We start from the raw sequence: 19,844 nt of genomic DNA, 5'->3' as shown, positions 1-19,844 counted from the left end.
GTGCGGACAGGAAAGCAAAGCTGTTGATCAGGGCACGCTCCAAGGGGGACGTCCTTTCTCAAACGGGGTCGATGGCCGAAATTGTAGTCAATGTTAACGTCAGACGCCAGACATTCGCCCACCGGCAGAGAGCCGGCCTTGCAGCTGTGGAAGCTTGCCTGCAAGCGATATTTCGCCAGCAGGCAGGCTCCCACACAAGCTGCGCTCATGTAGACTAGACCGCATAACCTCAACCGGATGCTTTTTGCGTTTGGCGCCAGGCATACGGCGTCCAGCGTTCCCAACCATGAACATTGTCGCCCTTTACACTGCCGATGAATCCCGCGGGCCCATGACAGGCCACGAGGCGGTACAACTGCGTGCCGGCTGTGGCATCGTCGGCGACCGCCACTGCAAGCGGAACACCAAGCCTGAGGAACAGCTCACCCTGATCGGACACGAAGCCGTGGACGCCTTTAATCATGAGTTCGGTCAGGAGGTACACCCTCACCAGCTGCGCCGCAACATTGTCACCACGGGCGTGGACCTGAACGCCCTGGAGGGACGCGAGTTCATGGTCGGCCCGGTACGGGTGCGCGGCATCGAACTGTGCGAGCCCTGCTCCGTGGTGGGCAAGCTGCTGGCCGGCGAGCTCACCCCCACCCAGATCATCAAGGCGTTGATGGGGCGAGGCGGACTGCGTTGTGAAATTCTCTCCACCGGGGTAGTGAGAGTGGGCGACACCATTGAAATACCGGATTGAGGTTTCCTGTAGGCGCGGTCTTTCACCGCGATAGCCAATGCGTCAATGTCGCGATGGAACCATCGCTCCCACAACGAGCGGGCATACAACCTGACCGTAGGGCGGAAATTGGCGTCAGCCAATCTCCGCCATGAACACCCAGAGGCGGAAAGTCCCTTCGGGAATATCCACCCTACGACATCTTTAGAGTGCTTCACTGCATGAACGACGTAGAAAAAACCCGCTACATCAACCAGACCCGCCAGTGGCTGGAACAGGTCGTGATCGGCCTCAACCTGTGCCCCTTCGCCCGCAAGCCTTTCCAGAAAGGGCAAGTGCGCTTCGCGGTCAGCGACAGCCGTAATGTGGAAACACTGATGCAGGATCTCTTTGACGAGCTGCGAATGCTCGCCACAACGCCAGCATCTACCGTCGATACCACCCTGCTGATCATTCCCGACCAGCTGGACGACTTCTACGACTACAACGACATGCTGGACCTGGCCGATGCGCTGCTGGAACAGGAAGACTGGGTAGGCACCTTCCAGATTGCGACCTTTCATCCGGCCTACCAGTTTGCCGATACCGAGGCCGACGATCCGGGCAACTACACCAACCGGGCCCCCTACCCGATACTGCACCTGCTACGCGAAGAGAGCCTGGAGGCCGGGCTGGCCAGCTACCCGGACCCAGAGGCCATTCCCGAACGCAACATGGACACGCTGGATAACCTGAGTGAAGCCCAGTGGCATAGCCTGTTCGGCGGCCTGCCGGGAGCGCGCCGATGAATCTGGATCTGGCGGACATCCTGCTGGTGACCACCGTGGTGATCATTGCGGCGCTGTTCTGGCGCGCCCACGGTATTCGTGAACGCGCCCTGATCTACACCCGAAAATACTGCGAGCGGGAACAGGTGGAATTCCTGGATGACACGGTAGGGATGGAAAAGCTCACTCTACAACGCGATGGCAATGACAAACTGCGTATCACCCGCATTTACCGGTTTGAGTTCACCGTCACCGGCGGCGAGCGCTATTCTGGCCACACCATCGTCATGGGCGGCGTCGTGCAGCGAGTCGAATTACCGCCCCACCGCTACACACCGCCGCCAGAACAGCTGCACTGATGTTGCGCCTCCTCGTCTAGGCGGCGATCTCCTCCACCTCGCCACGCTGACGACGCCCGTGTTCACTATGGCGATTGGCGTCCAGTCGCTGGAACGCCTTCGGCAGCAAACGACGCGCCACCCGATTCACCGGCCGTTCCAGCCAGCCGGGCAATGCCATACCCAACGGATTGGTTTCCGCCACACTGTCGTCACCAATCACCCGGGTGCCCATGAGGTAATCAAACCAGGGCCGGGTAACGCACCAGTTGGCATCCTGGTGGGTGTTCATGTGATGGTCGTAGTGCCACGGCAGTTGGGTACGGGCCCACTCAGGCTGCAGGTGCGCCTTGCTGTGTTTGTGCCAGTACTGCCAGGCGGAATAATAGATCCCCGCGGTAAAAAACGGCGCCACTGCCACCGTCGGGGTAAACACCGCACACAACCCGATCAAGGCCACCTTTTCGTTGAAAATTTCCTGATCCTGGAACATGGGCATCGTGTAATGCTCGTCCTCGAACCCGTTCAGCCGCACACGTTTGTGATGGCGAATATGACTGAAGAAAGGGCTGTTGCGATGCTTGCGGGGATACTCATGCAGCCACACCTTGTGGGCATACCACTCAAAGGCATTGGCCGTGAGCAACGCGACAGGAAAACCAAGCATGGGAAACCCTCATAACAATGACAGAGGCTCCATCATGCCGTACACAGGCCGTGTCTCTTTTGATCGCCAGCGGAGAACGCCCTGTCAGCAGGATCAAAAATCGCGGTGTTCCGCGTGCATGCGTTTTCGAAACGCGGTGGGGGTTTCGCCGGTCCAGCGCTTGAACGCCCGAGTAAAGGCCGCCGGTTCGGAAAAACCGGTCAGGTAGATAATCTGGTCAATCGGCTCCTGGGTGCGAGCCAACAGGCGCCGGGCCAAACGCTCGCGGTAACCGGCCAGCACCTCCTTGAAGCTGGTTCCTAACGCCGATAACTCACTGCGCAGGCTGCGCGGTGTCCGCCCCAGCCGTTCCGCCAGCGCATCCAGTGACGCCCCCCCCTGCTCCAGCAAGCCACCCAGCGCCTGCTCCACCGTATGCAGAAAATCCTGGCGCGCAAGATCCTCCAGCTTTCGGGCGGCCAGGGTTTCATGCACGCGTAACAGCTCCGGCTCCGCCGCCAGGGACGACCGCGCCAACAGGGCAGCATCGAAATGTATTGCCCCCTCTTCCGCCCCCAACACCACCGGGCAACCGTAGACACGCTGATACGCCTCGGCGCTGGCCCCCCGGGCATGGGAGAACGTCACCCGATCGGGACGAAACTCCCCATCGCTGACCTGCTGTAAAAAACGCAGCACCAGGGTGGTGGCGCACTCGAGATAATGGCGCTCGGAGTGTTCCAGCCCGGCAAGAATGGCCACCCCGGACTCTATCCGCAGTTGCAATTGCAGGGCATCTGTCAGCAGCCGGTTATAGCGCAATGCCCGCTGCAGCCCATCACCAAAGGTGGAGCTGGACAGAAACAGGTACTCCAGCACCTGGCCACGAAACGGTGGCATCAGCTCACCAATATGCAGCCCGATATCCGGGTCGCCACTCACCCGTTGCGCCGCGGCCCAGAAACGCTGTTGAGGAGAATTGATCCGTCGCTCGGACTGGTCCGGCGGCTCATCCGGCATGCCGACACTGGCAAAAATGGCCGCGCAGTCCAGCCCGGCGCGGGTCATGGCCTGGTAGGTCATCCATAAAAAAATGCCGTTATCGGAAGCAGGTGTCTGGCTCATGGTCAGCAGTATACGAACTCATGCCGGCACAGACACCTGTCTTGTCCAGCACCTGTCAGGGCATGGGTTTGTCGCAGTTGACCATCCATGGCACCCCGAAGCGGTCGATGCACATGCCAAAACGTTCCGCCCAAAAGGTCTCTTCCATAGGCATGCGGGTCTCGCCCCCATCGCTTAATGCGGTAAAGATCTCTTCTGCCCGTGCGGCGGTTTGCGTCTGCACATTGATAATGGTGCCCTGGGGTTTGTCATACTGATCCGGCGGACAATCCGACCCCATCAAAACAAGACCTTCGGCCTCAAGACTGATGTGACAAATATGATCGTGGTTCTCCGGCGGCACCTGATCGGCCATGGGCGACTCCCCCATCGTGATCAGAAAACTGATCTCGGCCTCCAGTACCTGCGCATACAGCGCAAACGCCTCACGACAATTTCCGGGAAAATTCAGATAGGGGTTAACGCGTACATCCGTCATGGTCTCCCTCCTTGAGATAATGGGCTTTCCATAGCCAATCGAATGGCGTGATCGCTTTTCGCACCCCCCTCTTTTTGTAGGAGCGCCGCTGGCGACGCGATAACAACCTTATAGAATCGCGCCGCCAGCGACGCTCCTACGGTAAGGGCTACTTCACCCGCTGCTTTTCCAGCTTGCGAGCCAGCGTGCGACGGTGCATCCCCAAGCGACGCGCGGTTTCCGAAATATTAAACCCGGTTTCTGCCAGGGTTTCGTGAATACGTTCCCATTCCAGGGTTTTCAGATCAGTGGCACGTGCGGTCAGGGACACTTCGGTATTGCCTTCGGCCCGATTGAAAGCATCTTCGATATCGTCGGTATTGGATGGCTTGGCAAGGTAGTGGCAGGCCCCCAGCTTCACCGCTTCCACCGCCGTGGCAATGCTGGCATAGCCGGTGAGTACCACGATCAACATCTGGTCATCGTGCTGATGCAGGGCCTGCACGCAGGCCAGCCCGGAAGAGTCGCCCTTCAGTTTCAGGTCCACCACGGCATAGCCGGGGTCGTGATCCGCCAGCAGACCCTGTGCGCTTTCCAGGCTGTCCGCATGGAGCACCCGGTAACCGCGCCGCTCAAACGACCGGCTCAGGGTTCGGGCAAACGCCTCGTCGTCTTCGACAATCAACAGCAAACGTTCTTCCACTGCGTCAGACACGTCTCACTCCTCTTCCAGTGTCACGACCGATAGCGGCAGTGACAAGGTCACCAGCGCCCCACCCTGGACCAGATTGCGGGCCCGCAGGTTGCCCCCGAGGGTGCGCAAGACATTCATCACCAGGAACAACCCCAGTCCACTGCCCGGCCGCCCTTTGCTGGACTGATAGGGGCGCCCCAGGTTATCCAGCATCTCCGCGGGAAAACCCGGCCCCCGATCGGTCACTGATACCAGCAGGGTTTCCTCTTCGCGATGAACATCCAGCCGGACCCAGTTCGGCGACGCTTCCAGAGCATTGTCCAGAACGTTGTGAATACTCTGTTTCAGTGCCGAATCGGAAACGATACTCAAATCCGTACCGAAATCGTTGAGGTAAATAAAATCCTTCACCGGGCGGGTATCGCGCCATTCCTCCACCAGCTCATCCAGAAACTCCCGAACGGTGGTTTCTTCCGACGACTCTCCGCGGGCCTCACCCGCGGACAACAGGATGCCGCTGACGATCGACTTGCAGCGCAGTACCTGGGTCTGCATTTCAGCAATTTCCTGGGCCATATCACCATCGGATTTGAAAGGCTCCATATGCTTCCAGTCCCCCAGAATCACCGACAGGGTCGCCAATGGGGTGCCCAGTTCATGGGCCGCACCGGAGGCCAGCAAGCCCATACGCACAATATGCTCTTCTTCTGCGGCTCGCTGGCGCAACTCGGCCAGGTGTTCATCACGCTGGCGGCGATTACGGGTAATACGGTTGATGAAAATCACCAACAGCACACCGTTGAGCACAAAGCAGATCAGCATCCCTTCGATGTAGAGGCTGAACAGCCCTTTGGAATGATCCAGCGGCATGGGCAGCGGATGCCCGTACCAGGCCAGCCATCCAAAACACAGCGTCGTGGTGACCAGGATTACCCAGGTGGACCACACCTCCAGCAACACCGCCCCCAGAATCACCTGCAGCAAATAGAGGAATACAAAGGGGTTGGTGGCACCGCCGCTAAGCGCAAGCAACATGGTAAGGGTCGCCACATCGATCAACAGTGACAGAAACAGCTCGGTATTACCGATGCTCTTTGGCAACTTGAGGCGCAGCAGACTGACCGCATTGAGCAGCAACAGGCCAAACAGTACCACCAGCATTTGCGCCACCGGCAAACGAATGCCAAAGCCGTAATTGACCACCAGGATGGTGGCAAGCTGGCCAAACATGGCGATCCAGCGCAGCTGGATCAGCAATTGCAGGTTCTTGCGTCCGGTGATGTCATCGCTGTTGCGGCGAATGGCCGAAAACAGCGGACCCGGCGCAGACGCCGACGAGGTTGAATGAGCAGATGACATGGTTTCCATGACCCCAGTTTAGCGCTTTCGGCGTGAATCCCGCAGCACCAACCAGGCCGCCAGCACCATCCCCAGCGCCAGCGCAAACCAGGTCAGGGCATAGACCCGATGATTATTGCGGAACTGAATCACTGTGAGCCCGCCCACGGGCAGGCCCGCGCCAGCGGCCTCGGCATCCACAAAATACGGCGCCACCGGGGACAGCCCCTGTTGCGCCGCCATGGCGTCCACATCACGGGAATACCAGCGGTTTTCCGCCGGTACATTGTCGCGTAGCACGCCACCACCCGGATGACTCAGGCGCAACAGCCCCTTCACCGTGACCGGCCCCGCCGGGGTATAGGCGCCCTTGCTGGCGGCCTCGCGCTCTGCCTGGGGCACAAACCCCTGGTTCACATACACCCAGCTGCCGTCATTGCGCTGCAGTGGCGCCATCACCCAATAGCCCTGCCCTTCCTGCGTGGCAGCGGCCACCAGTGCAACCGCCTGGGCGCGATACTGCCCGCTCAACTGCACATGCAGGTATTCATGCTGCTCTTCGGATACCTCTGCCCAGGCCTTCCGGGCAGGGGCCTCAACGGCCTCGGCATGCACCCGGGCATCGACGCGGGCGATCAGGTCTTCCTTCCAGGCCAGCCGTTTTACCTGCCAGACACCCAACGCCATAAAGCCGACAAAGGCCAACGCCGTCAGCAACAGAAACAGGAAAACAAGAAGACGTCGACGAGCCATAGTCATGCCTCTTCAAACGTGGGGAAAGGGGAAGGAGGAAGGGTTAAGAACCTGTGGGAGCTTGCCTGCAAGCGATTACCTAACTTGCGAGGCATGCACCGCTTGCAGGCAAGCTCCCACAGCGGGAATGACCGTAACCCTAGTCCATCATCCCCGGCATCATGTTCACGTTCAGGTTATGCATCACCCACAGGGAACCGGCGAGGGTAATGAAGACCAGGATGAGCGTGAAAATCAGGGCCAGCATGTTCCAGCCGCCTTCCGAATGGAAGTTCATGTGCAGGAAGAACACCATGTGCACAACAATCTGCACCAGGGCAAAGCCCAGAATCACCATGACGGTGGTGGCAGAGCTCTCGAACACGCCGCCCATCACCAACCAGAACGGGATCACGGTGAGAATCACCGCCAGCACGAAGCCCGTCAGGTATTCCTTCAGGGAAACGTGGGGAATGTCTGCATCGTGATGATCATGATCGTGTGTATGCTCGCTCATGGCAGCACTCCCATCAGATAAACGTAAGTGAAGACGCCGATCCAGACCACATCCAGGAAGTGCCAGAACATGGACAGGCAGAATACCCGGCGCTTGTTTTCCGGGATCAGGCCGCGCTTCTTCAGCTGGAGCAGCAGGGTCACCAGCCACACGATGCCGAAGAATACGTGCAGGCCGTGAGTCCCCACCAGCGCGAAGAATGCCGTCCAGAAGCCACTGGTCTGCGGGCCGGCACCTACGTGAATCAGGTGATGAAACTCATACAGTTCCAGCCCCAGGAAGCCGGCGCCCAGCAAGCCGGTCACGGCCAGCCAGAACATCGTCCCCTTCAACCGATTGGCCTGCATCTGCAGCATGGCAAAGCCGTAGGTAATGGACGAGATCAACAACAACGAGGTGCTGATGGCGATCAGGTTCAGATCGAACAGTTCCATCCCGGTAGGCCCACCCGCATAACTGCGGCCGAGCACACCGTAGGTGGCGAACAGACAAGCGAAGATCAGGCAGTCGCTCATCAGGTAGATCCAGAAACCCAGCAGGGTGCCGTTCTGGGGGTGATGATCCCCCTTCACAAGAAACTCCAGCTGGCCGTTCTGGCTGCTGTCGGTTGCAGCAGCAGTCATCGTGGTATCAGACATTGGCTAGTTTCCGTGTACGTTCTGCTTCAATCCGCTCTACTTCTTCCGCCGGAATGTAGTAGTCACGGTCGTAATCGAAGGTGTGGTAGATCGCAGTGCCGATCAGGGCCACAAAAGACACCCCTGCCAGCAACCACATGTGCCAGATCAGGGCAAACCCGACCACCACACTGATACCGGAGAGCACGATACCCGCCCAGGTACCCTTGGGCATGTGAATCGGGATAAAGCCGGATTCAGGGCGCTGGAAGCCGTGTTGCTTCATCTGCCACCAGGCATCCAGATCGTGCACCTGCGGGGTGAACGCAAAGTTGTACGGCGGCGGCGGCGAGGAGGTAGACCACTCCAGCGTACGGCCATCCCAGGGATCACCGGTTTCATCCTGCAGGCTCTCGCGGCGCAGGAAGCTCACCACCAACTGGATGATAAAGGCGGCAATACCAATGGCGATCAGGAACGCCCCCAGGGCAGCGATCTGGAACCAGATCTGCAGAGACTGGTCCTCGAAGTGGCTGACACGACGGGTCACGCCCATCAGACCAAGCACGTACAACGGCATGAAGGCGAAGTAGAAACCGATCAGCCAGAACCAGAAGGACATCTTGCCCCAGAACTCGTCCAGCTTGTAACCGGTGGCCTTCGGGAACCAGTAGGTAATACCGGCGAACAGACCAAACAGCACGCCACCGATGATCACGTTATGGAAGTGCGCGATCAGGAACAGGCTGTTGTGCAGCACGAAGTCCACCGGCGGCACCGCCAGCAACACCCCGGTCATACCCCCAATTACAAAGGTGACCATGAAGCCCACGGTCCACAGCATGGGTACATCGAACTTGATGCGGCCACGGAACATGGTGAACAGCCAGTTGAAGATCTTCGCGCCCGTGGGGATCGAGATAATCATGGTGGTGATCCCGAAGAACGAGTTCACGCTGGCCCCCGAGCCCATAGTGAAGAAGTGGTGCAGCCACACCAGGTAGGACAGCACGGTGATCACCACGGTGGCGTACACCATGGAGGTGTAACCGAACAGCGGCTTGCGGCTGTAGGTGGCCACGATCTCGGAGAAAATACCGAACACCGGCAGGATCAGGATGTACACCTCCGGGTGCCCCCAGATCCAGATCAGGTTCACGTACATCATGGCGTTGCCGCCCAGATCGTTGGTAAAGAAGGCAGTATCCAGGTAACGGTCCATGGACAGCATGGCCAGTACCGCCGTCAACACCGGGAAGGCGGCTACGATCAGCACGTTGGTGCACAGGGAGGTCCAGGTGAACACCGGCATTTTCATCAGGCTCATGCCCGGCGCCCGCATCTTGACGATGGTCACCAGCAGGTTCACCCCGGACAGCAGCGTACCCACCCCGGCGATCTGCAACGCCCAGATGTAGTAATCCACCCCGACTCCGGGACTCTGCAATATCCCCGATAATGGCGGGTAGGCCAGCCAGCCGGTCTTGGCGAATTCACCAATGAACAACGACACCATCATCAGTACCGCACCGCCGGTGGTCATCCAGAAGCTGAAGTTGTTCAGGAACGGGAAGGCCACATCGCGGGTGCCAATTTGCAGCGGAATCAGGTAGTTCATGATCCCGGTTACCAGCGGCATGGCCACGAAGAAGATCATGATCACGCCGTGGGCAGTGAAGATCTGGTCGTAGTGGTGCGGCGGCAGGTAGCCGGTGGAATCCCCAAAGGCCATGGCCTGATGCAGACGCATCATGATGGCATCGGCAAAGCCGCGCAGCAGCATCACCAGGCCAAGAATGATGTACATGATGCCGATTTTCTTGTGGTCGATGGTGGTGAACCACTCGTTCCACAGGTAGCCCCACAGCTTGTAGCGGGTCAGCGCGGCAAGCAGCGCGATACCGCCCACCGCCACCACAGCGAAGGTGCCGAGGATGATCGGATCATGAAAGGGAATCGCGTCCCAGGTAAGGCGACCAAAGATCAGCTTGGTCAGGTCCAGGTTCTCAAACATGGGCGGCACCTACTGCGTTAGCGATCAGGAATGCTGTATTAGTCATGATGGCCTCCATGCTGGTCGTGCCCAGCGTGACCTTCATGCTTCCCGTGGCCCTCATGGCCGGTGTCTGCCTCACCGTGGTGGCCGCCGTGCTGGCCCATGCCACTGTGGTACATCAGGTCTTCCATGCAGGTCTGGCCCGGTGCCACGCAACGGTTGAAAATCGCGTGATACAGGGTCGGGTCCACCTGGCCATAGAATGTCACCGGGTCGTCGATACTCGGGGCTTCCAGTTCCAGGTAGGTTTCCCGGTCCAGCGCGTTGTCACTGGCCTTGGCCTTGGCCACCCAGGCATCAAAATCTGCCTCGCTGAGACCGTGGAAATCGAACTTCATCTGGGAATAGCCGGCGCCGCTGTAGTTGGCGGAAAAGCCCTTGTAGACGCCCGGCTCGTTAATCACCCCATGGAGCTTGGTCTCCATGCCCGCCATGGCATAGATCTGGCCAGCCATGGCCGGGATAAAGAACGAATTCATCATGGTGGAGGCAGTGATCTTGAAGCGGATCGGGTGATCCACCGGCGCCGCCAGCTCATTGACGGTGGCGATACCCTGCTCCGGGTAGATAAACAGCCACTTCCAGTCCAGTGCCACCACTTCCACGGTGAGTGGCTCCAGGCCCACCGGCACGGGGGTCTGCGCATCAATGCGATCCAGCGGACGGTAGGGATCCAGTTTGTGGGTACTTACCCACGTCATAGCCCCCAGCGCGATGATAATCATCAGCGGCACAGACCAGATCACCAGTTCCAGCACCGTGGAATGGGTCCATTCCGGCTTGTAGGTCGCTTCGGTATTGGTCTCGCGGTAGCGCCAGGCAAACCACAGGGTCAGCACGATCACAGGCACAATGACCAGCAACATCAACACGGTGGCCCAGACCAGCAGATCCCGCTGTTGCAGGGCCACATCACCGGAAGGCGACATCACAACGGTGTCACAACCGGAAAGCAGAAGGGTCGCTAGCAACGTCAACGACGCTCCACGCAAATATCTAACTAATTGCATTGGCGTTTTTCAGGTTGGTTTATGATGGGGGAACTCTATCCAGCAGGTTGCAAAGCGGGTATTGGACATTTTGTCCCATGCGCTTAAAGTCCTAGGTGAGCATTGACGTAAATCAATGCACCGATAACAACAGTAGAGCAAGAGCGCACAACATGTCCCATACCTATCCGGCCCCTGTTCAAGGCCAGAGTCATGCCCCCGTGGCTCCCAACGAAATCGCTGTGGGCGTGGTCATCGGCCGCACCTCCGAGTACTTCGACTTCTTCGTGTACGGCATCGCCTCGGTGTTGATCTTCCCTCAGCTCTTTTTCCCCTTCACCGGTCAGCTGCAAGGCATGCTCTACGCCTTCATGCTGTTCGCCCTGGCGTTTGTGGCGCGTCCCTTCGGCACCGCGCTGTTTATGTGGATCCAGCGCCAGTGGGGCCGAAGCATCAAGCTCACCGCCGCTCTGTTCCTGCTGGGCACCGCCACCGCCGGCATTGCGTTCCTGCCCGGCTACGAAAAGCTCGGCGGCTACGCCATTGCCCTTCTCGCGCTGTTTCGGGTGATGCAGGGCATCGCGTTTGGCGGCTCCTGGGATGGGCTCCCCTCTCTGCTGGCACTGAATGCTCCCAAAGAAAGTCGTAGCTGGTATGCCATGATCGGCCAACTGGGCGCGCCTATCGGTTTTGTGATCGCCAGCGCCCTGTTCCTGTACCTGTACAACAGCCTGAGCGCCGCAGATTTTCTGGGCTGGGGCTGGCGCTATCCGTTCTTCGTGGCCTTTGCCATCAACGTGGTGGCCCTGTTTGCCCGTCTGCGTCTGGTGCTGGGCGAGGAGTACACTGAAGCCATGGAAGAAAGTGAGCTGGAGCCGATCCGCACCACCGAGATGGTGCGCAAAGAGGGCTACAACATCTTTATTGGCTCATTCGCCGCCCTCGCCAGCTACGCGCTGTTTCATGTGGTGACTATCTTCCCGCTGTCGTGGATTGCCTTTCAGGGCAGCCAGACCACTGCAGAAGTGCTGACCGTGCAAATTCTGGGAGGTTTTGTGGGAATCATGGCGACCATTGGCTCCGGCTGGATCGCCGCCCGCATTGGTAAACGCACCACCGTGGGGGCCCTGGCCGCCATGATCGGCATTTTCAGCCTGCTCACCCCATTGTTGATGGGCGGCAGTCCCGCCATGCAGGACACGTTTATTCTGTTGGGCTTTGCCCTTCTCGGGGTGTCCTATGGACAAGCCTCCGGCACCGTGACTGCCAACTTCGCTCCGCGCTTCCGCTACACCGGCGCCGCCCTGACCTCTGATTTCGCCTGGCTGTTCGGCGCGGCATTTGCTCCGCTGGTGGCTCTGGGCCTGTCCGCCAAATTCGGGCTGCTGTCGGTAACCGTGTACCTGCTCTCCGGCGTCATCTGCACCCTGCTGGCCCTGGCCATCAACCAGTCTCTGGAAGATCAGGGCGAAGAGAGCTGAAAGTGTAAAGTTCAAAGTTGAAACGCGGACTGACGCCGTCGTTCAGCTGAAACCAGAGAGGCCGCGCCCGGATTCCAGGCGCGGCCTCTTCATTTGGGGTTGCTTCGCGACCGCATCAGGCTACACGCAACATGCAACACGCGAACCCGGGAAAGCCGCACTGTGGGAGCGGTCGTTCGACCACGATAGCCGTGGCCCGGCGTTTTTCGCGGTGGAACCGCCGCTCCCACATAACCATCTACACCAACGAAAAAGGCCGCACCCAACCTATGGACGCGGCCTCCTTCCTTTCAGACCCGAGCCTGCGCTGTAGCTTGCAGCTTGAAGCTTATAGCTATCAGCTCAAACTCCCCAACGCTTTCTTGGTAAACGGCTCAATCTCGTCTTCCTTGCCGTCACGCATCTTCACTAGCCAGTTGGGGTCCTGCAGCAGGGCACGGCCCACCGCAATCAGGTCAAACTCGTCGTTGTCCATGCGTCGGGTCAGCTCATCCAACGCCGCCGGGTTGGCGGTGCCACCCATGCCTTCCGGGCTGTTGAGGAAGTCGCCGTCCAGGCCCACGCTACCAACCGAAATCACCGGCTTGCCGGTAATGTTCTTGGTCCAGCCCGCCAGATTCAGATCAGAGCCCTCAAACTCCGGCAGCCAGAAACGTCGGGTCGACGCATGGAAGATATCCACGCCCGCCTCCACGAACGGCATCAGGAAGCGTTCCAGCTCTTCCGGGGTCTGGGCCAGCTTGGCCTCGTAATCCTGCTGTTTCCACTGCGAGAAGCGCAGCACGATGGCAAAATCCTCGCCAACTGCTTCACGGACCGCCTTGACGATCTCCACGCCGATGCGCGCCCGGTTCTCGATGGAGCCACCGTACTCGTCGTCACGCTGGTTGGTGCCTTCCCAGAAAAACTGGTCCAGCAGGTAACCGTGGGCTCCGTGAATCTCCACGCCATCAAACCCCACGGCTTTGGCGGCCTTGGCGGAGTCCGCAAAGGCTTGGATCACGTCCTGGATGTCTTCCTTGGTCATGGCATGACCATTTTCCTTTCCTGGCTTGAACAGCCCGGACGGGGAATAACCGGGCACTTCCTTGTCGGGGCCGATGCCGGCCTTGCGCACCGCGCCCACATGCCACAGCTGCGGAATGATCTGGCCACCGGCTTCATGCACGGCATCCACCACCTTCTTCCAGCCCGCCATGGCCTCATCGCCATAAATCGCCGGCACCCGCTCGTAGCCATTGGCGGCCTTGTGGCCCACAAAGGTACCCTCGGTAATGATCAACCCCACCTCACCTTCGGCGCGGCGGCGGTAGTAACCCACCACTTCCTCATTGGGCACATAGCCCGGGGAAAAGGTGCGGGTCATCGGGGCCATGGCCACCCGGTTTCGCAGCTTCAGTGATTTATGCTCAAAAGGACGCAACAGGCTATCCAGTGAACCGCTCATAGGTACTCTCCCGAATTTCGTCTTCAAAAAATCAACAGAATCAGCGCTTCTGTTCGCCGGGAAGCGCCCGGCCATATAATTTGGTTTCACGATGAAACCTTATTTGGTTTCGTTTTGCAACCATTGTGGCGTACACTAGCGCCATGACACGTAAACGCTTTGACGAAATGGGATGCTGTGTTGCCTCTGCTCTTAACGAGGTCGGCGACTGGTGGTCCCTGCTGATCGTGAAACAGGCCATGCTGGGCACCCGCCGCTATGTGGACTTCCAGAACAGCCTGGGAATCGCCAAGAACATCCTCTGCAACCGCCTCTCCCGCCTGGTCGAGAACGGCGTGATGGTGCGCGTGGATGTGGGCGAACACGGCAAGCGCTACGAATACCGGCTCACCGACAAGGGCCGTGACCTGTTCACCGTGGTCACCGCCTTGCGCCAGTGGAGCGAACGCTGGAATGGGGCACAGGACAGCATGAAGCTGGTGGATCGTCAGACTGGCGAGCCACTGGCCCCGGTCACCGTCCAGAATCAGCAGGGGCAGCCGCTGACGGTGCGGGATGTGCGGTTTGTGGATGAAAACGGCAAGCCGTTTGAGGAGGCGGGCTAACTCCCCAACGCCCCCGAAGGAGCGTCGCTGGCGGCGCGATCACCACCGAACACAGTAGTTAACGGTTTTTGTGGGAACGGAGCGAAGCGGAGTAACGCACGCAGTGCGGCCCCGAAGGGGTGAGCGAAGCGAATAAATCATGCTTGCATGGCGAATGTGAGGTGATAGTGGCACTCACCTGGATGCTCCACGACTACCTGCCCCGTCATCGCAGCGATAACCGTGCCTGTCCCTTAAGGGGTGCTGCGCGATACCGATCTGGGCTGGCTAAATAACCCGCCAACCTCACTCTCCTGATACAGTAGATCGCCTCGCCAGACGATTTGAGAAACTGGATGACCACCGTATCCGCACTGCAACAACGATGGCACACCACTGTCGCCCCACTGCTGCCCGAACCCGATGCCACCTGGCAACAACTGGCCACCCTCTACAGCGAACCCCATCGCCACTACCACACCCTGGATCACGTAGCCGCCTGCCTGAAGTGGCTGGACCACTACCGCCACCTGGCCGACGATCAGCTGACCGTGGAATTGGCCCTCTGGGCTCACGACGTAGTCTACGATCCCCGCGCCAGCGACAACGAAGCCCGCAGCGCCGACTGGTTCGCTGAGCATTTCGCGAGCAGCACCCTCACAAAGGATCAGAAAAATCGCGTCCACACCCTCATCCTCGCTACCATTCACCCGCACCCACCCACCGATATGGACATGGCGCTACTGCAAGATATTGATCTAGGTATTCTGGGCTCGGATGCAGAACTGTATGACTGCTATGAAGTCTGGATTCGGCAAGAGTATGCCTTTGTGTCGGAGGAGGCGTTTGGGGAAGGGCGTCGTGCGGTGTTGCAGGGTTTTCTGGATTCGCAGGTGATTTATCACACCCTGGCGCTGAGGGAGAAACTGGAGTTGCCGGCAAGAAACAACCTCAGCCGTACGCTTGTGAAGCTGCGGCGCTAACGCTGTCCCTGAATACACGCTTACGGCGCGATTTCAGAAAACCGGCATCCCGTGTTGATTTTCCATTTCCACACACGATGCAAGACTTTCTCCCCAACCCGCACCTATGAGTTTGACCTTTTCCTGATCTCAAGCAATACCGAAGCAATAAAGCAAAATAAAACCACCCCCCCATTAATGAAAAAAAAGTCTTCAGCGGTGATCTGCTTGCCCGTTCTTGCATTGACGACAGGAGAATTCATCTCCCAATCCACAATACGGACAATACCCATCATGGCCGACAAAGACAGCATCAAGGCCGCATTCGTTGATTTCATGAAACCACGTCTTAGCAGCAGTTCCATAAGACCCCAAGCGAAAACGATACCCAGAAAATACAACACTAGCTGATGCATAAAGCGTTAACTCTAAAACGGAACCTATCCTTCGAACACAGAGGTCAGGTCTTTCATGTTGCAGCTGGATGAAAGATCAGCCACCAATCAAGCTGCAACCAACGACTTGGCCGCAGCCACCTTCTTGGCCAGGGACTCCTTGTGCATGGCCAACCACATGTCATTCATGTATTGAAGATTGAGCCAGAACTCCGGGGTTGTGCCCAGTACCTTGGCCAACAGAAACGCGGTTTCCGCCGTGACGCCGCGGTGGTTTCCGCACAGCTCATTGACAGTCTTGCGACTAACGCCCATCGCCTTGGCCAGCTCCCCCTGAGTAATCTTCAGGGGCTCAAGGAATTCTTCCTTGAGCACGGCTCCCACGCTGGTGTGCTGATGCGCTGGCAGCCTCAATGCTTCAACCATGATGTCACCTTTCACCTGTACTGATGGGGATCAAGATACATCGAACGCTTTACCCTTATCCCACGTGAACACCAAGCGGTATTGCTTGTTGACCCGAATCGAGCACCAATGCTTCAACTTTCCATTCAGGTGCTCAGATCTGTTTCCTGGAGGCACCCTTGAATCCTGCTCGCCGTTGGCGATATGAAGGATTTCAAGTCTGCGTTTGAGCGCCCCCTCGATACTCTTGGGCGCCGGACAAGCTCCGCCATTAAAGAAGTAACCCTCCAGCACCCGACACGACATCATGAGCGCGGTACCTGTGCCCATCGGTGAACTTTAGTCTAATCCCCAATTCGGGAGATAACCTTAGCTCAACCCCTTACCTGTTTATGTAAGCCATCCTCTACAAAACACACTGCCAGCGTAAGAAAACCGGAGCGCGGGCTACCGCTCCACCAACCGTCTCGCCATCCAATAGCGCTCGCGCCAATACGGGTTTTTCAGCGAGGACTGCATCACGCCGTTGCTTACCGAGGCATGCATAAATTCATCCCCCCCCATATAGATACCCACATGGCGGTTGCCCGGGCCGGTGCGGAAAAACACCAGGTCGCCGATTTCCAGTTCGTTGCGGGCGACAGGTTCGCCTTCCTCCATGAGTGCCGAGGTGGTGCGAGGGACTTTCATGTTCAGTTGCGAGAGGAAGGTGAGGTAGACGAAGCCGGAGCAGTCCACGCCTTTGGAGCTAAGGCCACCGTAGCGGTAAGGAACGCCTTGCCAGTCTTCTTTTTGGGCGAGCAGGCTATCGAGGATGAGGGTCTGCCGGGACGGGAGATCCTGTGGGGCATCAACGATCTCAGGGGGCGGGGCTTGGCGTTCCGGAGGGACAAGGGAACAGGACGCCAGGCTGGCGAACAGCAGGACGGCGGGAAACGAAAAGGAGAAACTGAAATGGCGGTGCATGGCGCGAAAGCGATGGCTGACTTAGGGGGTGAGGCAGCCAAAGAGCAGGAAGGTTCCAAGAGACTAACCATTGAGGCAGGAGCGCCTCATGCGGCGCTCCGACAGGGCTTTGTTGTTAGGCCTGGGCGAGCTCTTCTCGCATTTGCTGGATGACGGTGGCGTAGTCGTCTTTGCCAAAGATGGCGGAGCCGGCCACGAAGGTGTCGGCGCCGGCGGCGGCCACTTCGCGGATGTTCTTTTCGGAGACGCCGCCGTCCACTTCCAGGCGAATGTCATGGCCGCTGGCATCAATGAGTTCGCGCACCTTGCGGACTTTATCCAGGGTGTTGGGGATGAATTTCTGGCCGCCGAAGCCGGGGTTGACGCTCATCAGCAGGATCATGTCCAGCTTGTCCATCACGTATTCCAGGCAGTCCGGACGGGTGGCCGGGTTGAGTACCAGACCGGCTTTGCAGCCGTGGCTCTTGATCAGCTGCAGGGAGCGGTCCACGTGCTGACTGGCTTCCGGGTGGAAGGTGATGTAGCTGGCGCCGGCTTCGGCGAACATGCCGATCAGGTCATCCACCGGGCTGACCATCAGGTGCACGTCGATGGGGGCGGTAATGCCATGATCGCGCAGGGCCTTGCACACCATGGGGCCAATGGTGAGGTTGGGCACGTAGTGGTTGTCCATCACGTCGAAGTGGATCACGTCTGCCCCGGCGGCCAGTACGTTATCGCATTCTTCGCCCAGGCGAGCGAAGTTGGCAGCCAGAATGGAGGGGGCAATCAGGTAATCCTGCTTGGGCATGATAAATCCTCAATAGTGCAGTTGGCGCAGTACCGTCACTGTGGGAGTGGTGGTTCCACACACGTTGTTCTCAGCGTTGGGTCAGCAATCGATCCAGTTCGTCGAGACGTTCCGGGGTGCCGATGTCCCACCATTGGCCGCGATGATGCTCGCCGCTGGCCGCGTCACGGGCCATGGCCTGACGTAGCACGGGGGCCAGTTTGGCTTCGCCCTCCGGCAGCGCTGCGAACAGGGCCGGGTCAAACCGGCCGATCCCGGCATAGGTCAGTCTCGGGTCGGTATTATCGCGCAACCGGGCGGTGTCTGTCAGATGAAAATCCCCTTGCGGGTGGTGCGGGGGGTTGTCCACCAGCACCAGATGCACAGGATCATCGCACTCGATGAGCAACCGGGACACGTCGTAATCGGTCCAGATATCGCCATTGATCAGGGCAAACGGGGCGTCGCCCAGCAGCGGCAAGGCACGCTTGATGCCTCCGGCGGTTTCCAGCGGGGTGCCTTCGTGAGACCAGACGATGGGAATGCCATAGCGGCTACCGTCCCCCAGCGCCTCGGCCAGGGTGTCGCCCAGCCAGCCACTGTTGATCACCAGCGACGCGAAGCCGGCATCCCGCAGGGCCTCGATGTGGTATTCGATCAGGGCCTTGCCCCCCGCCTGAAGCAAAGGCTTGGGGGTGTGATCGGTGAGTGGGCGCATGCGCTTGCCATAGCCCGCTGCCAGTATCATGGCCTTCACGGGTTGTCCTCAAGCTGGTCCAGCACCCACTGCAGGTCGGCCAATTCCGGGCGACGGGCGATGACCGTGCGCAGATAGGCAAAGAAGCGCGGCACATCGCCCAGATATTTGGGCTTGCCGTCACGGTGACAGATCCGCGCGAAGATGCCGATCACCTTGATATGGCGCTGGGCGCCCATCAAATCGCAATCGCGCAGGAAAGTGTCAAAATCCTTCGGCACCGGCAGGCCAGCCGCCGTGGCCTTGTCGAAATACTCGCGCAGCCAGTTCAACACCCGCGCTTCTGGCCAGCTCAGGAAAGCATCCTTGAACAGGCTGATCACGTCGTAGGTAATCGGCCCGGCCACAGCATCCTGGAAATCGATCACACCCGGATTGGGCTCGGAGACCATCAGGTTACGGGGCATGTAGTCGCGGTGCACAAACACCCGGGGCTGAGCCAGGGCGGAATCGATGAGCCGGTCAAATACCCGGTCCAGCCGTTGACGCAGCTCGCCGGTGACCACCATCTCGCGGTGGCGGAACAGATACCACTGGGGGAACAGCTCAAGCTCGCGCTGCAACAGGGCCTCGTCGTAGACCGGCAGCCCGGCCACGTCGGCATATTGCTGTTGAGTAATCAGGGTATCGATGGCCGCGCTGTACCAGCGGTCCGCATTGGCCTCGTTGAGGGCATGTAGCCAGGTCTCGGTGCCCATGTCGGTGAGCAGCAAAAAGCCCTGGGCCAGATCCTGATGGACGATTTTCGGCACATGCACCCCGGCGGCGTCCAGCCGCCCGGCCACATCAATAAAGGGCCGACAGTCCTCGTGACTGGGCGGCGCATCCATGGCCACCAGGCTTCGGCCATCGTGCTGATAACGGAAATAGCGGCGAAAACTGGCATCGGCAGAGGCGGTCTCGCCCACCACCTGCGCACCAAGGTAAGCGCTTACCCACTGGTCCAGATCCGCCTTGCGCGGGTCAGGGGTTACGTCAGATTTACTTTTATCAGGCTGCATTGCCTTCCTTGTTCCATTACACTGCCGCTTTTACAGACGCACAGCCGCGTCTGTGCAAAACGGCCTTTTTACCTGTTCTG

24 protein-coding genes are annotated in these 19,844 nt (G+C 59.0%); 6 read left to right on the top strand and 18 right to left on the bottom strand.

Going from position 1 to position 19,844, the window contains the following annotated elements:
* The first annotated feature begins 286 nt into the window (after positions 1–286).
* From D4A39_RS10260 to D4A39_RS10250, 3 genes are all read left to right on the top strand, one after another.
* The gene (locus tag D4A39_RS10260; protein WP_119918059.1) at positions 287–742 is read left to right on the top strand and encodes an MOSC domain-containing protein; all 456 of its coding nucleotides are present in this window, start codon (positions 287–289) and stop codon (positions 740–742) included.
* Between the two features lie 200 nt (positions 743–942).
* A complete protein-coding gene (locus D4A39_RS10255) occupies positions 943–1,509 on the top strand; it encodes a DUF1415 domain-containing protein (protein ID WP_022984625.1) in 567 nt (188 codons plus the stop codon).
* Positions 1,506–1,847 carry a DUF3301 domain-containing protein gene (locus D4A39_RS10250; RefSeq protein WP_119918058.1) on the top strand — a complete coding sequence of 114 codons (342 nt, stop codon included), beginning with the start codon at positions 1,506–1,508 and terminating at the stop codon, positions 1,845–1,847. The genes D4A39_RS10255 and D4A39_RS10250 overlap by 4 nt, the downstream gene beginning before the upstream one ends.
* 16 nt (positions 1,848–1,863) lie before the next feature.
* On the opposite strand, the gene D4A39_RS10245 is transcribed toward D4A39_RS10250, so the two are convergent.
* From D4A39_RS10245 to cyoA, 10 genes are all read right to left on the bottom strand, one after another.
* A complete protein-coding gene (locus D4A39_RS10245; RefSeq protein WP_022984623.1) occupies positions 1,864–2,493 on the bottom strand; it encodes a sterol desaturase family protein in 630 nt (209 codons plus the stop codon).
* 93 nt (positions 2,494–2,586) lie between these two features.
* Positions 2,587–3,597: an AraC family transcriptional regulator gene (locus tag D4A39_RS10240; RefSeq protein WP_119918057.1), complete on the bottom strand. Its 1,011-nt coding sequence runs from the start codon at positions 3,595–3,597 to the stop codon at positions 2,587–2,589.
* 55 nt (positions 3,598–3,652) lie between these two features.
* Positions 3,653–4,075 carry a VOC family protein gene (locus D4A39_RS10235; protein ID WP_022984621.1) on the bottom strand — a complete coding sequence of 141 codons (423 nt, stop codon included), beginning with the start codon at positions 4,073–4,075 and terminating at the stop codon, positions 3,653–3,655.
* 148 nt (positions 4,076–4,223) lie between these two features.
* A complete protein-coding gene (locus D4A39_RS10230; RefSeq protein ID WP_119918056.1) occupies positions 4,224–4,769 on the bottom strand; it encodes a response regulator transcription factor in 546 nt (181 codons plus the stop codon).
* A 3-nt stretch (positions 4,770–4,772) separates the two neighbouring features.
* Positions 4,773–6,107 carry an ATP-binding protein gene (locus tag D4A39_RS10225; protein WP_233552463.1) on the bottom strand — a complete coding sequence of 445 codons (1,335 nt, stop codon included), beginning with the start codon at positions 6,105–6,107 and terminating at the stop codon, positions 4,773–4,775.
* A gap of 18 nt (positions 6,108–6,125) precedes the next feature.
* The gene (locus tag D4A39_RS10220) at positions 6,126–6,839 is read right to left on the bottom strand and encodes an SURF1 family protein (RefSeq protein WP_233192140.1); all 714 of its coding nucleotides are present in this window, start codon (positions 6,837–6,839) and stop codon (positions 6,126–6,128) included.
* Positions 6,840–6,978: 139 nt separating this feature from the next.
* A complete protein-coding gene (cyoD, locus tag D4A39_RS10215; RefSeq protein WP_102791387.1) occupies positions 6,979–7,335 on the bottom strand; it encodes a cytochrome o ubiquinol oxidase subunit IV in 357 nt (118 codons plus the stop codon).
* Positions 7,332–7,973 carry a cytochrome o ubiquinol oxidase subunit III gene (cyoC, locus tag D4A39_RS10210; RefSeq protein WP_022984616.1) on the bottom strand — a complete coding sequence of 214 codons (642 nt, stop codon included), beginning with the start codon at positions 7,971–7,973 and terminating at the stop codon, positions 7,332–7,334. Before cyoC ends, cyoD begins: the two co-directional genes overlap by 4 nt.
* Positions 7,966–9,966, bottom strand: coding sequence for a cytochrome o ubiquinol oxidase subunit I (gene cyoB, locus D4A39_RS10205; RefSeq protein WP_022984615.1), 2,001 nt, complete (start codon positions 9,964–9,966; stop codon positions 7,966–7,968). The genes cyoC and cyoB overlap by 8 nt, the downstream gene beginning before the upstream one ends.
* Positions 9,967–10,004: 38 nt before the next feature.
* Positions 10,005–11,018 (bottom strand): ubiquinol oxidase subunit II, encoded by a 1,014-nt coding sequence (gene cyoA / locus D4A39_RS10200; RefSeq protein WP_035481882.1) that lies wholly within the window; start codon positions 11,016–11,018, stop codon positions 10,005–10,007.
* A gap of 152 nt (positions 11,019–11,170) precedes the next feature.
* On the opposite strand from cyoA, the gene D4A39_RS10195 reads away from it, so the two are divergent.
* Positions 11,171–12,478 (top strand): MFS transporter, encoded by a 1,308-nt coding sequence (locus D4A39_RS10195; protein ID WP_022984613.1) that lies wholly within the window; start codon positions 11,171–11,173, stop codon positions 12,476–12,478.
* A gap of 337 nt (positions 12,479–12,815) precedes the next feature.
* Here D4A39_RS10195 and D4A39_RS10190 read toward each other — a convergent pair whose 3' ends face one another.
* A complete protein-coding gene (locus D4A39_RS10190; RefSeq protein ID WP_119918055.1) occupies positions 12,816–13,925 on the bottom strand; it encodes an NADH:flavin oxidoreductase in 1,110 nt (369 codons plus the stop codon).
* A 143-nt stretch (positions 13,926–14,068) separates the two neighbouring features.
* Here D4A39_RS10190 and D4A39_RS10185 point away from each other — a divergent pair, with 143 nt between their 5' ends.
* Both D4A39_RS10185 and D4A39_RS10180 read left to right on the top strand, forming a co-directional pair.
* Positions 14,069–14,530 (top strand): winged helix-turn-helix transcriptional regulator, encoded by a 462-nt coding sequence (locus D4A39_RS10185; protein ID WP_022984611.1) that lies wholly within the window; start codon positions 14,069–14,071, stop codon positions 14,528–14,530.
* Between the two features lie 335 nt (positions 14,531–14,865).
* The gene (locus D4A39_RS10180) at positions 14,866–15,492 is read left to right on the top strand and encodes an HD domain-containing protein (RefSeq protein ID WP_199699452.1); all 627 of its coding nucleotides are present in this window, start codon (positions 14,866–14,868) and stop codon (positions 15,490–15,492) included.
* 104 nt (positions 15,493–15,596) lie between these two features.
* Here the strand turns inward: D4A39_RS10180 and D4A39_RS10175 are convergent, their stop codons facing one another.
* The 7 genes from D4A39_RS10175 to D4A39_RS10145 all read right to left on the bottom strand — a co-directional run bounded on the left by D4A39_RS10175 (position 15,597) and on the right by D4A39_RS10145 (position 19,764).
* On the bottom strand, positions 15,597–15,836 hold the full coding sequence (locus D4A39_RS10175; RefSeq protein ID WP_147393907.1) for a hypothetical protein: 240 nt from the start codon (positions 15,834–15,836) through the stop codon (positions 15,597–15,599).
* 138 nt (positions 15,837–15,974) lie between these two features.
* Positions 15,975–16,292: a HigA family addiction module antitoxin gene (locus D4A39_RS10170; protein ID WP_119918053.1), complete on the bottom strand. Its 318-nt coding sequence runs from the start codon at positions 16,290–16,292 to the stop codon at positions 15,975–15,977.
* Between the two features lie 30 nt (positions 16,293–16,322).
* Positions 16,323–16,577, bottom strand: a complete 255-nt coding sequence (locus D4A39_RS10165; RefSeq protein ID WP_233552478.1) for a type II toxin-antitoxin system RelE/ParE family toxin — start codon at positions 16,575–16,577, stop codon at positions 16,323–16,325.
* A gap of 141 nt (positions 16,578–16,718) precedes the next feature.
* Positions 16,719–17,237, bottom strand: coding sequence for an NlpC/P60 family protein (locus tag D4A39_RS10160; RefSeq protein ID WP_022984606.1), 519 nt, complete (start codon positions 17,235–17,237; stop codon positions 16,719–16,721).
* Positions 17,238–17,352: 115 nt separating this feature from the next.
* Positions 17,353–18,027 carry a ribulose-phosphate 3-epimerase gene (gene rpe, locus D4A39_RS10155; RefSeq protein WP_022984605.1) on the bottom strand — a complete coding sequence of 225 codons (675 nt, stop codon included), beginning with the start codon at positions 18,025–18,027 and terminating at the stop codon, positions 17,353–17,355.
* Positions 18,028–18,097: 70 nt separating this feature from the next.
* Entirely contained in the window at positions 18,098–18,763 is a 666-nt protein-coding gene (gene murU, locus D4A39_RS10150; protein ID WP_022984604.1) for an N-acetylmuramate alpha-1-phosphate uridylyltransferase MurU, read from the bottom strand.
* A complete protein-coding gene (locus D4A39_RS10145) occupies positions 18,760–19,764 on the bottom strand; it encodes an aminoglycoside phosphotransferase family protein (RefSeq protein ID WP_119918052.1) in 1,005 nt (334 codons plus the stop codon). The genes murU and D4A39_RS10145 overlap by 4 nt, the downstream gene beginning before the upstream one ends.
* Between the last annotated feature and the right edge of the window lie 80 nt (positions 19,765–19,844).

The sequence above is a fragment of the Alcanivorax profundi genome, assembly GCF_003597125.1.
GTDB lineage: Bacteria > Pseudomonadota > Gammaproteobacteria > Pseudomonadales > Alcanivoracaceae > Alcanivorax > Alcanivorax profundi.
The sequence above is the reverse complement of the archived record's forward strand: the minus strand, read 5'-3'. Positions and strand labels throughout refer to the sequence as shown.